Genomic DNA, 14875 nt, shown 5'->3' on the forward strand with positions numbered 1-14875 from the left:
TTTTTTTATTTAAACTGATTACTAATCCAAACCGTCTGATACGGGCTCAACATCAACTCTCCGGTTATATCTAGAATCTCATCGCCAGATATCAAATCCCACCAGCCGTTATTTATGATTAAATTAAGCTCTGACAAGCGCAGCGCTGTGGCTTGATGACTCATGTTACTGATGCAAAAAATACTTTGTTGGCGGTCGGCACTTTGTCGCCAAAAACCAAATAATTCAGAGCCTAAATGCAAAACAAATTGCACGGCGTTGGGGTGAAAGGCTGGCTGTTTAATTCTTATCGCTATAAGTGCTTTCATCCGCTCGAGGACTTTGTGATGTTCATTAAATTTGTTGGCCAAGGCACTTTCTAATTCGTGATGCTCCCAGTTGTGACGGTTAATAGAGCGGTTCTGACTGGTGTGACGTACCTTGTCGTAGTCATTTCTCGTGCCAATCAACGAGTGAATGTAGATACCTGGCACACCTTCTAAACCAAGCATGACAGAATGCGCACACAAGAATCGTTCAAGTCCCCAAACATCTTCTCCATCTACTGTTCCTTGTAAAGCATCAAACAACGCAATGTTTATTTCGTAAGGCTTTTGCTCACCTTGTTCACCGGTTCGCCATGACACTCGTCCGCCTCGAGCGGTCATGGTATTCACTAAGGTGTTAATTTCGGTTTCACTAAGCAGTCCTTCTGCTGGTCGCAGTCCAATTCCATCGTGAGAAGCGATAAAGTTAAAATAAAAGGTGCCGTTTTGCGACGGTGGCATACTCATCAGCCAGCGTTTTAAATACTGACAGTTGCCTGTCACCAAAGCGTTAACCAACAGTGGTGGTAGTGAAAAGTTATAGATGGCATGGGCTTCGTTGGCGTTACCAAAATAAGTCAGGTTTTGGCTGTTTGGAATGTTTGTTTCGGTGATCAGCAAAGCGTCTTTGACAGTGTGCTCAAGCAAAGTACGCAACAACCTAATGACCTCGTGAGTATGAGGTAAGTTGATGCAACTGCTACCGACAATTTTCCATAGAAACGCGACAGCATCGAGTCTAAATATTTTTATCCCAGCATCGAGGTACTGCCGAATTATTGAAACAAACGTGAGTAATACTTCGGGGTTACGAAAATCCAAGTCCACTTGGTCATGACTAAAAGTACACCACACGTGTTTCATCCCGCGACTCGTTTGTGTTGGCCTCAACAAAGGACTGGTTCTTGGCCGGACAACTTGCGATAAATCATCGTCTAATTCGGCGGTAAAAAAGTAATCGGCGCCCTTGCCCTCGCCTTTTATAAAGTTTTGAAACCAGGCACTACGACTGGAGCAGTGGTTTATGACCAAATCGGCCATCACTTTGTGAGTAATGGATAAGTCAGTTATATCTTGCCAATCACCTAAGCTTTCATTCACTGACGAATAATCTATAACCGAAAAACCATCATCCGAGCTGTAAGGAAAAAACGGTAAAATATGAACACCATTGATAACGCCATCCAAGTACTGATGCACAAAAGACGTCAGTGTCTTTAATGGTTTTTCGCCTTCCTTTTGAATGGAGTCACCATAAGTGATCATAATGATGTCTTGTTCGGACCAATGATTTTGAAAAGGAATTGGCTCATGAAAGCTCTCTGCCGTCCTCATTTCCGCCAGTAACCGGTCTGCTAAACCGTCTAAATCTTGAACCGTCTCAACATCTTGGTAAATGACGTGGAGTTGTTGCACCAATTTAAGTTTGAGATCACTTAAGGACATCGTTGTGTCACCTTAGGCAGTTGCCAAACGAGGTTTTCTCAAATAGCCTGAGAACTCTTGGTAATCGAGTTCTACCGCCTCTTTCAGTTCGTCGAGTACTGTTGGCACAGCGCTAACTACACGACTCCACGATGGAATAAATGGCGTTTGCATTGGATTGGCATTAAATAACTCGCCCGCTTCCATGATGTTTTTGGCAAACATTTCAACGGACTTTTCTTCCAGGTGAATATCCAAATCTAAACCATTAATTAAAGCATCACTTCGATACGTCTCAATGTAATCTAAGGCGATTCGAAAGTACGTTGCTTTTATAGTCCGCATGTTTTCGGAATTTATCACATAACCTTGTGTCGCTAATTTTCTAAACAGTGCTTTGGTAATATCGATAGACATTTTCGATAACCCACCGTCGGTGTTTTCAAAAGACACATCCTGGTGTTTGTGGTCATAGTTATCGGCTATATCAACTTGGCAAATACGGTTGGTACCATAATTTCGGTGCATTTCTGACAGTACACCGATTTCCAAACCCCAGTCACTTGGGATTCGCAGATCATTTAAGACATCTCTGCGGAAAGAAAATTCACCTGACAAGGAATAGCGGAAGCTATCCATGTACTCGAGGTATTCGTTGTAACCTAAGACCTTTTGTAATGCTTTGAGAAGGGGTGTGACTAACAAACGGGTTACTCGGCCATTAAGTTTATCTTGTGCGACTCTGGCATAAAAACCCTTGCTGAATTCAAAGTGTAATCTTGGATTGGCTACTGGATAGATTAATCGCGCTAACAATTGGCGGTCATAGGTGACGATATCGCAGTCGTGAAGGGCGACGGCTTCGGCTTGTTCTGTGGCTAAGGTATAACCCATGCAGTACCAAACATTTCGACCTTTTCCTAACTCAGTGGGAGCTAAACCCATTTTATCCAATTTCTTATGCAGCTTTTGTAATCTTGGACCGTCATTCCACAAAATTCGATGAGGTTGTGGTAAAACATCAAAAAACGACAGTGCATGTTGATACTCTTGCAAAGACGCCCGGTCGAGTCCAATCACTATTTGGTTGAGATAAGGGACATTGGCGAGCTGTCTTACTATTCGGGCTAACGCCGGCCCTTCTAGCTCCGAGTACAACGAAGGTAGAATTAAGCCTAGTGGTCGCTGCTTACCAAACTCGATTAATTCGGCTTCTAACGATTCAGTACTGCGATTGGTAAGATTGTGCAGGGTCGTTACGACGCCATTTTGATAAAAATCAGCCATTACTTAACTCCTCGTGCTCCCGCACTTTTGTTGAAATTCGTCTAATAGAAAGCTCATCGTCTCGGCCCAGCCTTCGGGCCCATATTGTTTTGATTGAATGAGTCGGCAACAGGGTTTTAGTTTTACGAAGCCGTGTTTTGGGGATTTGATTTGCACCGCAATGTCCGCGGCTTCTAACATAGCACTGTCGTTGTAGCTATCACCAAGCGCGACAGTGACTATTCCGTTAACAGAGCTCGTATCGAAGTTGAGGCTTGTCTTTTCTGTGGCACCAACACCTTGGAGCTGAGAGACTGGCTGGGTATATTCATTTTCGTATTGCGCTGTGAGCCAATTCATGGCGTGTGCTTTATCTGATTGCCCACCAATATGAATGAAGCGCCCTCCTTCTAAAAGCTTGGCACCACGCTCAGAGATGTAAATTGCCAACTGCTGTTTTTGACGCTCATTACCAAGCCATTTGATAGGCTCACTGAACTGCTTTTTAGATGCAAGAAGAGCTTCTTCTTTTGATAACCCAGTCTCTTGTGCAATTTGGCTTGAACTCATTTGTGAAAATCCAATAAAGGCATCACAGAGTCCCGAGGGAAGTTGATTTAGATGATCCAACCAATGTTCACGACTCGGTACAAAGGCTTTTACCCAATAATCACCCTCAACGGTTGTTTCAGCAGGCTGCTCCCTAAAATAACCAATGGGAATATAAACTGCTGCGCCGTTTTCAACGATGAAAGGAGTCACTAGCTTTAACTTTCCATATAACTCTACCAACTCTGCGAATGTTTTACTGGTATTGGCAACAACCGGAATACATTGGTTTTCTAATTTGGCCAGAAGAGGCTTGGCCGCATCAAAGTTGTAATCAAAATGGTCCAGCAAAGTCCCGTCTAAGTCACTAAAAACCAACATATTAGGCTGTTCAGATGCGGTCAAAGAGGTGACTTTCCGGCTTGAATCAAGGATAAAAACCTCATCAAATCTTTGGGTATTCTTGCAGGTGTGCTGTGTTAGCCGTTGAAAATAAGAAATAAATCGTTTGATCTGATCTTTACTCATCAGCTTGTTGTCGGCCTTAGTAACACTGAGTGCTAAGTGCTTTTCTTGTTCGTAACGCCATTCCAGCACACAATCAAAGTTCGGCGCTTTGAGCATCACCCATTGATCAACTAACTCATACAATGGCAAAAACGTTTCTTTTAATACCCAATTAGCATGCGTTCGCCAAATCGCGTCTGGGTCTTGTTGTGCTTCTAGCGTATTTACCGGCTGAGCTAATTGCGATGATACCTGAGGAACACTGCCCCAACACCAACCTTCAATTAACACCAAATCCACTGACTCATCGACAACAGGCCACTCGGGTTGAGGTAAAACATCGTCGGTCGCTTTATCAAATTTGGGTACTGAAAATCCTTTGTCTCCCTGCTTAAGTCGATGCAAGGTGGATGTCAGTAACGTCATATCGTGTGTGCCAGGTACGCCTCGAGTTTGAAACAGTGGGTGGACCCGCTCGGCGAGCTCTGATCTTTTTTGACGAGAAAGGTAAAAGTCGTCCAGTGACAAGGTCACAACATTAAGTGGTTTATTGGTACTTTTGGCTGTTTTTTTCAGGTAAAAATCGATAAAGGATACTAAGGTGCTTTTGCCTGATCCCTGGCAGCCATTAATACCGACAAAGAAACATTGAGGCGCTTCATTTTGGTGCTTTATTATTCGATTTATTAAAGGGACGTACCAATTGAGTGCATTTTCATAAAACGACTCTGATACTCTATTTTCCCTAATAAAGGCCTGAATTATCTCGCCTTTCACCTGTTTACCTCCTAAATTACGGTTTTTTCCGTATAGATATGCGCAATCACATGAAGAGTGTTTCAACTTATATGCCAGTGAATTTTTTCAGCGAATAAATCAGGTCCTGCTATTCTTGAATGACGATTGTTGGCGCAATTTATTTAGCCGTTAATTTTTCTGTTTGAGTTGAGGAGAAAGTGTGATGAGTTGGTTTGTGGTCCTGTTGGCATTAATAAGTGGTCATGCTGTCGCAGGCGCTAATCCTTTTGAATCTGATGTCTCAGAATCGACCAATTTACCACTACCAGAACCTACAGAGTGGGAACTAAAAGAACAAAAAGCTCGTTATTCTGTATATGTCAGCGATGTATTAAATTCAGATTTTGATGCAACGAAAGCAGAGGTAATGCTGGCGATGCCCATACAAAAAGCGTTGAAATACTTTCCACAGAAGAATCAATGTTGGAGTTGGATAAATCGTTGTAAGCTATCCCAAACATTACGGGCATTAAGTGAAACCCAAAGTCTGGTCTACACCATAATAGATATGCCTTGGCCGCTGAGTGATCGTGACTTTGTCTTCCTTACTGAAATGGAGGGCTCTACAGCACTAACTAGCTCCGATGAGTCGGGTATCGATGCCAAAATAAAATTGATTTTTGTTCCCTCTCAAGCCCACGTTGAAACCGCTCATTTACACAAAAAGAAAGGTTTAGTAAGGGGTTTTTCTCACGCTACTTATGAATTAAAGGCACTCGATGAAAACCAAACAAAACTCACTATGTTTATGCACACAGAATTTGGCGGTAATGTTTCTGCTGGTTTAATCAATTCAAAGTTAGTTAAAGAACTAGAAAAAGACGTTAAGACTTTAATAAAAATGACCAACCAAATGAAAAAGCAAAAAACCTAATAGCATTGGTTAAAAAATGCTAGAATGTCGAAGTTAATTTTCCTTCCAAATAGCCTGTAAAAGGCGAGCGAGTAATCATCTTGAACACCAGCGCAAACCAGACTGCATTTAGTAGCCTGCAATTAAAGAACGAGTTACTAGACACTTTATCTAGCCTTAATTTCACGGCAATGACCGACATTCAAAAGCAAAGTCTTCCTGCGATAATTGAAGGTAAAGACGTCATCGCTCAAGCCAAAACAGGTTCAGGAAAAACCGCGGCGTTTTCTTTAGGTCTACTTCAAGCCTTAGACGTAAAGCGATTTCGCGTTCAATCATTAGTGCTTTGTCCAACTCGTGAATTAGCCGACCAAGTAGCCAAGGAAATTAGAACCCTAGCCCGCGGTATTCACAACATTAAAGTTCTTACACTTTGTGGCGGTACGCCTATGGGGCCTCAAATTGGCTCTTTGGAACACGGGGCGCATATCTTAGTTGGAACACCTGGTCGTATAGAAGACCACTTAAGCAAAAACCGTATCGATTTATCTGAGCTTAAAACCTTAGTCTTAGACGAAGCCGACCGTATGTTGGAAATGGGCTTTCAGTCGGCCATGGATGCGGTTATAAATGCGGCACCAACCGATCGTCAAACGCTATTATTCAGTGCAACCTTTGAAGCCAACGTAAAAACGATTGCAAACAAGTTCTTACGCGATCCAATTATGGTGAAGGTAGAGTCAAACCACGATACCTCAACCATCAACCAGTCATTTTATGAAATCACTGACAACGAAGAGAGGTTAGCGGCAACTGAATTATTGCTGATGAAACACCAAGCCAAATCTGCCGTGGTCTTTTGTAATACAAAAAAAGAAACCCAACTTGTTGCAGACGATCTATATGACCTTGGTTTTGATGTTGCGGCATTACATGGTGACTTGGAACAACGTGATCGCGACCAAGTGTTAAGCCAGTTTAGTAATGGTAGTCGCACGGTATTGGTGGCCACTGATGTTGCAGCTCGCGGTTTAGATATAAAAGATTTGGAGTTAGTAATTAATTACCAACTTGCCCACGACACTGAAGTACATATTCACCGAATTGGTCGAACAGGCCGAGCAGGACAAAAGGGTGAAGCAGCAAGCCTTGTTGGCCCAAATGACGGTTACAAAGTTGGTCTGATTGAAGATTACTTAGACAAAACCATTTCGTATTCACCTTTACCAAGCGATTCTGTTTTACAAAACAAAGTCGTCAAAGCTTCAATGCGTACTATCAGAATTAATGGCGGTAAAAAGCAAAAAATTCGCCCTGGTGATATTCTTGGTGCATTGACTTCAAATGATGGCATTCAAGGCGATGACATCGGTAAGATCAATATGTTCAGTATGTACAGCTATGTTGCTGTGGATAAAAACGTTGCGAAGAAAGCTGCCAAGCAGCTTGAAGAAGGTAAATTAAAAGGTAGAAAATTTAGAGCTTGGTTGCTCCGATAAAGCCAAAACCCCCAGCCACGACCAGTGATTTTAAATCTTTAAAAAACGATTACAAAAAACCCCGTTATTAAACGGGGTTTTTATTAATTACTAAAGCAGATTATGCTTTTGTACGAGAAGCACGCTTACGCTCAGCTTCCGTTAAGAACTTCTTACGAATACGGATGTTCTCAGGTGTGATTTCTACTAACTCGTCATCGTCGATGAACTCAAGCGCTTGCTCAAGCGTCATGATGATAGGCGGTGTAAGAACCTGTGCGTCATCTGTACCAGATGCACGAACGTTCGTTAACTGCTTACCTTTAAGGGCGTTAACGGTAAGGTCGTTATCACGGCTGTGAATACCGATGATCATACCTTCGTATACTTCAGTACCGTGACCGATCATCATACGACCACGTTCTTGAAGGTTAAATAGTGCGTTAGTCAGTGCTTTACCTGTTGCGTTCGCAATCAATACACCGTTCTTACGAGCACCGATCTCTCCACCTTTGTGCGGACCATACTCCATGAACGTGTGGTAAAGAAGACCAGAACCAGAAGTCAATGTCATGAACTCAGTTTGGAAACCAATCAAACCACGGCTTGGCATGATGAAGTCCATACGGATACGACCTTTACCATCTGGCGCCATGTCAGTAAGTTCAGCTTTACGAAGGCCCATGTTTTCCATGATTGAACCTTGGTGCTCTTCTTCAACGTCAATTGTTACTGTTTCGTATGGTTCTTGAATTTCACCGTCGACTTCACGCATGATAACTTCAGGACGTGATACCGCTAATTCGTAACCTTCACGACGCATGTTCTCGATTAAGATACCTAAGTGTAATTCACCACGGCCTGAAACACGGAACTTGTCCGGATCTTCAGTTTCTTCAACACGAAGTGCAACGTTGTGTACTAATTCGTTTTGTAAACGCTCAAGAATGTTACGTGAAGTAACGTATTTACCTTCTTGACCAGCGAATGGAGAAGTATTTACTTGGAACGTCATTGTTACTGTTGGTTCGTCAACAGAAAGTGCCGGTAGTGGCTCAACTTCTGTAGGACAACAAATAGTGTCAGAAATCTTAAGTTCACCAAGACCTGTGATCGCGATGATGTCACCTGCAGAGGCTGAATCTGCTTCATAACGCTCAAGACCTAAGTAACCAAATACTTTACCAACTTTACCGTTATGAATGTTGCCAGCGGCGGTTTGAACCGTTACTTGTTGACCAGGTTTAACCGTACCACGCATGATACGACCAACACCAATAACACCTAAGTAAGAGCTGTAATCAAGCTGAGAAACCTGCATTTGGAATGCACCGTCAACATCTACTTCAGGAGCAGGAACTTGGTCAATGATTGTTTCGAACAATGGCGTCATGTCTGTGCCTTGTTCATCTTCGTCATTAGAAGCCCAACCGTTTAGTGCTGATGCGTAAACAACTTGGAAGTCTAATTGTTCGTCTGTCGCACCTAGGTTATCAAATAGGTCGAAAACTTGGTCCATAACCCAATCAGGACGAGCACCAGGCTTGTCGATTTTGTTGATTACAACGATTGGCTTTAGGCCTTGGGCGAAAGCTTTTTGAGTTACGAAACGCGTTTGAGGCATTGGACCTTCTTGCGCGTCAACGATAAGTAGCACAGAGTCAACCATTGACATTACACGTTCTACTTCACCACCGAAATCGGCGTGTCCCGGGGTATCTACGATGTTTACACGGTAACCGTTCCAGTCGATTGCAGTGTTTTTAGCAAGAATCGTAATACCACGTTCTTTTTCGATGTCGTTCGAGTCCATGACTCGCTCGTCTAAATCTGTACGTGAGTCTAACGTACCTGATTGTGCTAGTAGTTTATCAACTAGGGTGGTTTTACCGTGGTCAACGTGCGCAATAATCGCTACGTTTCTTAGACCCTTACGGTCATTTGGCTGGCTCATGTGTTTTCCTCAACAAGGGTGGAACGCCACTTTATATTTCAAAGTAAGTTTCCGAATTTATCTTCTAACTGACCACAATTGGACTGTTAAAAAGCGTAGTTTAGAAACCAAAATGTTAAAAATTTTGCGACGGGATTCTATCTGGCGCGGGATTATACATGAAAGGACAAGAGATTGAGTGATTAAATTAAAAATAGACCAATTTATTTACAATACGTGGTAGATTTTTAATCAAATATGCTTAAACTACTTTGGACGGACAGGGAGTAGTAGGTGTGATGAAGGAAAGCTCATTCAATTTTATGCAAGAAGTCTTTGGCACTGTACTAAGCTACAGCCTTGATTTATTTGCTTATCTTGATGCCAATAATAAATATCAATATATCAGCCAAAGTTATGCCGACTTTTACGGTCTAAATGCGAGTGATCTAATCGGCTGTACCCCAGAACAAGTATTCGATCTTTCCACCTACGAGCAAATTGTTAAGCCCAATGTCGAAAAGTGCATGACATCTGGCAAACCAGTCCACTTTAAATCCTGGATTCAAGCCAAAAACAGCATTAGCCTCAGTTATTTATATATCAGTTACCTTCCTCATATAAGTACCACCAGCAACGAAGTCGTCGGTATTATTGTTATTGCCAAAGATGTGACCGAGTTCAAACGAGCAGAGGGTCTATTGTCACGCTCTGCAAATACCGATGCGTTAACAAATATTCCCAACCGGCTTTATCTCAATAAGCAACTTCAAAACCTATGCTTTAATGAAGAGGAAGAGCAACCGCCATTTGCATTATTGTTCTGTGATTTAGATGGTTTTAAACATGTCAATGACGATCATGGTCACGCTGTAGGTGACAAAGTACTCAACTTAGTGGCTGCACGTCTAAAACAACAAATAAGAAACAACGACATTATCGCTCGCTACGGTGGTGATGAGTTTGTTGTCCTGATCTCTGATCCAAGTGATGGCGAAAGAGTCGTTGATAAGGTGAAAGAAAAAATAATTAACTCCATTACTCAACCATTCAGCCTATCAGGCCACACCATTAATATAGGCGTCAGTATAGGGATTGCGCGCTACCCAACCGATGGTATGGATCCTGAATCTCTCTTAAGCCTCGCCGATAAAGAAATGTACAATAGTAAAAATTCGCTTCGTTAATGGTGGAAATTTAACGACAGGACGTCTAAATTTAAATGGTGTGACAGAGCTATCGCTCTGTTTTTTTTAGTCCAACAAATTAGAAGTCATCATGAATGTAGAGTTTATTAATCCGTTTTTGAGTTCATTAATGAACGTTCTTGAAACTATGGCAATGACCAAGTTAGAGCCTGGTAAGCCAAGTTTAAAAAAAGAAGAGACTTCTCGCGGTGATGTTTCGGGCATTATTGGCATGGCGGGTCCGCAAACAAAAGGCTCGTTATCAGTGACCTTTCAAGAAGAGCTCGCGCTATCCATCATGGAAAAAATGCTTGGTGAGCGCCCTGACTCACTCAATGAAGAAGTGACCGATATGGTTGGTGAGATTACCAATATGGTAACTGGAGGGGCCAAGAACATGCTTGGTGATAAAGGGTATGACTTTGATATGGCAACACCAACGGTTGTCTCTGGAAAAAACCACACTATCACCCACCAATGCGAAGGGAAGACATTAATCATCCCCTTCACATCAGAATCGGGCAATGCTTACATCGAAGTCTCTTTTGATGTTATAGCTAAATAGGCTTTGTCGGCTTTTTTGTCCGTTGTCTCTGACGGTGAGAATAACAGCACAGAATTGTTCTCACCGTTGCCAAAGGTTGATTCATACTTATTAAACCGTTCATTAAACGTCATCACCAAACGGCCATTTACTAGTTCATATCGAGTCAAACTACTTCCCGCCGCTTTCATTGAAAAGAAAATATAAGCGCGACCAGACCCCTCAAATGTTGTTGCCATTTCCACCGGAACACCTTGCTCCGTTGCCGTAATTGTTAGCTTGCCATTAAATTTATCGACATACTTACGTACCTGTTTATCGCGTATAAAGGACTCTGTCGGCATAGTAAATGTCATCTTTTTCAAAGTCTGGCCATTTTGTTCGACATTTTCTATCTGTTCTAACTCGGCGTGAGTCAATAAACTATTGATGGATGAAATAGGTGAGAATATACGGTTGATTGTGTTTGTACTCACTTCTCGAATTGCATCTATCGTGGGAGTGTCAGCCTCTTCATCTTCTACCTTTGACGCGGCTTCTAGTTTGATGGCTGTAGTCACGTCTTTGTCATAAGAAATAGTTAAGCCATTAGGGTTTTCACTAATATAAAAACCAACAGTGCCCACTGACTCGCGTGGCTCACCATCAAACTCTTCTATATCGCGAAATGAAACTTGTAAATTACCAGAAACGGGGTGGGTAGTAGATACTTCTTGAATAACTTGTTGTAGCTTTTCAACCGTCAACTCTGGACTTTTCTCACTGATTACTGAAGCAGTAGATACTTGCACATCATTCACTTCAGACATCGCCTGCGTTGACTCATTACTGAGTACTTGTGAACTTACCATCAAGCACAATACTGATGCTATTGCAGTGGTTTTGGAAGTGTATCTGGGTGATGGCACGATTGAGGAACACGACACCCACTTCTTTTTGGAACGAATTAACTTTTCAAACATTACAATGCAACTCCCTTTATGAATCTGACTAACTAACAGACGTGTAGTATGGTGAATAGTTCACGAACTAGTTGTAAATATTCGTAACAAAATACGCAAGTAGTTATACAAAAGTCTCAATTAAATTCAGTTTATTGTCCAATAACAAAAATCGAGCTTGGTAACCTTGTTTAATATAACCAACTTTAGGGCCTTGTTCGATAGGGGATGTAGACAAATAATCAGCAGGAAAACAGCTGGCCATTTTCAAAACTTCGGGTAAAGGTATATTTGTGTGTTCAACACTATTTTGTACTGCGGAAAGCATGGTTAAATGCGCTCCTGCCAAGGTGCCTTCGCTAGTTGTTAATTTGCCATCTTTTTCGGTTAACGTTTCACCAAACAACTGAAAAGACTTTGCCTGCGATGTTTTAGTCATCATGCCCTTATTTTCAGCCACATGTTTGGCTTCATTCATTAACGGACTGGCATAGACACCAGAAGTAGCCATAGCATCAGATACTAAAAATAAACGCCCCGAGCCCACTGCCTTATTTTCATTTTTTAGTCGCCAGGCTAAATAACCATTTCTATAGTCAACATGATGTCCGTCGAGAATGATCCCTGCGTAAACACTTTCCTCTAACAAGGCGGTCCCTACAGCACCGGGCTCTCTTCCTGTCATTGCCGACATCGCATTAAATAAATGCGTAAAGCAAGTTGCCCCCGCTTTGACGTATTTTTGTATTGTGTCAGCATCCGCGTTTGTATGCCCTATCGATACAAGCCAATTATTCGCTAATAAAAATTCTAAGTCCGATAGGGACATCGACTCTGGCGCAATGGTTATTTTTTTAATGCCTAGGTCTGTGCGCTTATACAAAGAGCGCTCACGTTCTGTCATAACTCTGACGAACTGCTTTGGATGAACCCCTTTTTTGACGACGCTTAAATGTGGGCCTTCAAAATGAATCCCCAATATTGAGCGGTTATTCCTTATTGTGGCAGAAACCGCGTCTGCGGCTTGTTCCATCACGCCGATATCATCTGTGATCACTGTTGGTAAAATATACCCCGTTCCGGCTCTCATATGAGCTTGGCTAATCGTTTCTAATGCATCAACGGTTGGCGAGTTATTAAATAAAACCCCGCCGCCGCCATTGACCTGTAAATCGATAAAAGCAGGGACAACCAATCCTTTCAGATGTCGTCCAGATGATAGGACTTCTTCCTGTTCAGCCAAGGTTGGTGATGAAGTTACCTCGGAAATATTACCGCCTTCCACCTTGATAATCGCATTTGTCAAAATGCGTTCACCATCAAAAACTTGTTCTGCCAAAAATCGTTGTGTCATTACTTTTTCCAAAATTGACCTTTTGTTTAATCCATCAGGACCGGCGCCAAAGAAGCGACCAATAATAATGCCATCACTCTATTAAAAAGCAGTAAATATTTAGGCTTATCGAGTACGGTTTGTAATTTGTGTCCCATAAAAGCCCACAGACTAACTGAAGGAAAGTTAACGATACAAAATACCAGTGACACATACAAAACGCTTAGAACTGCTTTATCCGGTGCGTAAATACTGACTGCAGTTAACGCCATGGTCCATGCTTTTGGGTTCACCCATTGAAATAACACTGCCTGCATAAACGTCATAGGCTTAGACTTAACTTTGTCATTTGATGCTTGGCTACTGGTTGCAATTTTGTAAGCCAAATACAGTAAATAAACCACACTTAACACCTTTAAAATAAGATAGCTCGTCGGCCACAAATTAAAGATCTGCACAACACCAACGCCAACTAACAGCACCATAAATGTGAAGCCTAGTGCCACTCCAAAAAGGTGCGGTAGTGTTCGTTTCCAACCGAACGTTGCGCCCGAACTCATTAACATCAAGTTGTTTGGCCCTGGTGTTATAGAGGAAACCAACGCAAATAACATCAGGGCCCCAACCAATTCAATCGTCATAACATTCTCCTTTATTCTTGAAATAATATTAATTCAATTGCACCGCAAGGTGCTTGCGTTTATTGTTTAATAAACATTTTTTACGCAAGAAAAAATCAAATGGACAAATACAACGAAAGAATATTGCATGAATTAGAAAATGATGGCCGAATAACCAATGCAGAACTAGCCGAACGGGTAGGACTCAGCGCCTCGGCTTGCTTACGCCGGGTGCAAGAGTTGGAAAATAAGGGAATAATTAAAGGCTATCGCGCTTGTCTAGACTATGAAAAGTTAGGTATAGGCTTTATCGCCTACGTTACCGTTGGATTGTCAGCCCACACGAAAAAGGCACAACTAGAATTTGAACATGCCATCATCAAAGCCAAACAAGTATCCGAGTGCCATAATGTAACGGGTTCATTTGAGTATATATTGAGGGTCGAAACAGAGAGTTTGAGTAGCTACAAAAAGTTTCATACTGATATATTAGGAGACTTGCCACAGGTAAACACAATCACAACCCTAGTTGTTATGGACTCACCAAAAGACGATCGCGCCTAACAAATAATACTAGTGAAAAACTAAAAGACGTAACCTGAGAGGTAAGCGCTCACTCGAAAAAAGTGAGATTAATTAATTTGCTTATCATCACAATAATGTAAATCGATGGAGACTTTATTTCGACCATCTCGTTTAGATTGGTACAAAGCCAAGTCAGCAAACTTGAGTAAATCGTTTAAATTGACGCCTGACTTTGATGCTTGATAGGTGGGCTGAACCGCGGCAACACCAAAACTACAAGTTATGGAAAGGGATAGTTTGTCATTTATCACTAGCTCAGTTTTTTCAATTAATGCTCTGAGGTTGTGTACCTTTTGAATCAATAAAGACAAAGGCTCACCTTGTAGCATTATCACAAACTCTTCACCACCAAAACGCGCTACAATATCTCTGGTTCTTAGGTTATCTACTAAAGAGTCTGCCAATTCTTTAAGGACAACATCACCAACATCATGGCCGTGAGTATCATTTACTGATTTGAAGTGATCAATGTCGACGAGTACCAAAATAAAAGTTCGTTCGCCATTCATAGCTGAGTCAATAAAACGACCGCCTTCTTGTTCGAGGCCACG

General features: G+C 41.9%; 13 protein-coding genes. 5 read left to right on the forward strand and 8 right to left on the reverse strand.

Going from position 1 to position 14875, the window contains the following annotated elements; genetic code table 11:
* Positions 1-5 precede the first annotated feature (5 nt).
* The 3 genes from AC4E96_RS04150 to AC4E96_RS04160 are packed head-to-tail and all read right to left on the reverse strand — an operon-like array spanning position 6 to position 4829.
* Positions 6-1751 carry a sugar phosphorylase gene (locus AC4E96_RS04150; RefSeq protein ID WP_490254977.1) on the reverse strand — a complete coding sequence of 582 codons (1746 nt, stop codon included), beginning with the start codon at positions 1749-1751 and terminating at the stop codon, positions 6-8.
* A 12-nt stretch (positions 1752-1763) separates the two neighbouring features.
* Entirely contained in the window at positions 1764-3017 is a 1254-nt protein-coding gene (locus AC4E96_RS04155; protein WP_490254978.1) for a glycosyltransferase family protein, read from the reverse strand.
* A 3-nt stretch (positions 3018-3020) separates the two neighbouring features.
* Positions 3021-4829, reverse strand: coding sequence for an HAD-IIB family hydrolase (locus AC4E96_RS04160; RefSeq protein ID WP_490254979.1), 1809 nt, complete (start codon positions 4827-4829; stop codon positions 3021-3023).
* Between the two features lie 184 nt (positions 4830-5013).
* On the opposite strand from AC4E96_RS04160, the gene AC4E96_RS04165 reads away from it, so the two are divergent.
* Positions 5014-5724 (forward strand): START domain-containing protein, encoded by a 711-nt coding sequence (locus AC4E96_RS04165; RefSeq protein WP_488032910.1) that lies wholly within the window; start codon positions 5014-5016, stop codon positions 5722-5724.
* An 80-nt stretch (positions 5725-5804) separates the two neighbouring features.
* Entirely contained in the window at positions 5805-7202 is a 1398-nt protein-coding gene (gene dbpA / locus AC4E96_RS04170; RefSeq protein WP_490254980.1) for an ATP-dependent RNA helicase DbpA, read from the forward strand.
* A gap of 100 nt (positions 7203-7302) precedes the next feature.
* On the opposite strand, the gene typA is transcribed toward dbpA, so the two are convergent.
* The gene (gene typA, locus AC4E96_RS04175; RefSeq protein ID WP_488032912.1) at positions 7303-9135 is read right to left on the reverse strand and encodes a translational GTPase TypA; all 1833 of its coding nucleotides are present in this window, start codon (positions 9133-9135) and stop codon (positions 7303-7305) included.
* Positions 9136-9413: 278 nt separating this feature from the next.
* Here typA and AC4E96_RS04180 point away from each other — a divergent pair, with 278 nt between their 5' ends.
* Complete coding sequence (locus tag AC4E96_RS04180; RefSeq protein ID WP_490254981.1) at positions 9414-10301, forward strand: PAS domain-containing protein; 888 nt, start codon at positions 9414-9416, stop codon at positions 10299-10301.
* A 91-nt stretch (positions 10302-10392) separates the two neighbouring features.
* Positions 10393-10866, forward strand: a complete 474-nt coding sequence (locus AC4E96_RS04185) for a chemotaxis protein CheX (protein ID WP_490254982.1) — start codon at positions 10393-10395, stop codon at positions 10864-10866.
* Here the strand turns inward: AC4E96_RS04185 and AC4E96_RS04190 are convergent.
* The 3 genes from AC4E96_RS04190 to AC4E96_RS04200 all read right to left on the reverse strand — a co-directional run bounded on the left by AC4E96_RS04190 (position 10830) and on the right by AC4E96_RS04200 (position 13760).
* A complete protein-coding gene (locus tag AC4E96_RS04190) occupies positions 10830-11807 on the reverse strand; it encodes a hypothetical protein (protein WP_490254983.1) in 978 nt (325 codons plus the stop codon). The genes AC4E96_RS04185 and AC4E96_RS04190 overlap by 37 nt on opposite strands.
* A 103-nt stretch (positions 11808-11910) precedes the next feature.
* Complete coding sequence (locus AC4E96_RS04195; protein ID WP_490254984.1) at positions 11911-13140, reverse strand: N-acetylglucosamine-6-phosphate deacetylase; 1230 nt, start codon at positions 13138-13140, stop codon at positions 11911-11913.
* Positions 13141-13166: 26 nt separating this feature from the next.
* Positions 13167-13760, reverse strand: a complete 594-nt coding sequence (locus tag AC4E96_RS04200) for a LysE family translocator (RefSeq protein WP_490254985.1) — start codon at positions 13758-13760, stop codon at positions 13167-13169.
* Positions 13761-13859: 99 nt separating this feature from the next.
* On the opposite strand from AC4E96_RS04200, the gene AC4E96_RS04205 reads away from it, so the two are divergent.
* Positions 13860-14303 carry an Lrp/AsnC family transcriptional regulator gene (locus AC4E96_RS04205; protein WP_490254986.1) on the forward strand — a complete coding sequence of 148 codons (444 nt, stop codon included), beginning with the start codon at positions 13860-13862 and terminating at the stop codon, positions 14301-14303.
* A 68-nt stretch (positions 14304-14371) separates the two neighbouring features.
* Here the strand turns inward: AC4E96_RS04205 and AC4E96_RS04210 are convergent.
* Positions 14372-14875, reverse strand: a 504-nt coding sequence (locus AC4E96_RS04210; RefSeq protein ID WP_490254987.1) for a GGDEF domain-containing protein, incomplete at its 5' end; no start/stop codon positions are given.

The organism is Psychrosphaera sp., assembly GCF_982872775.1.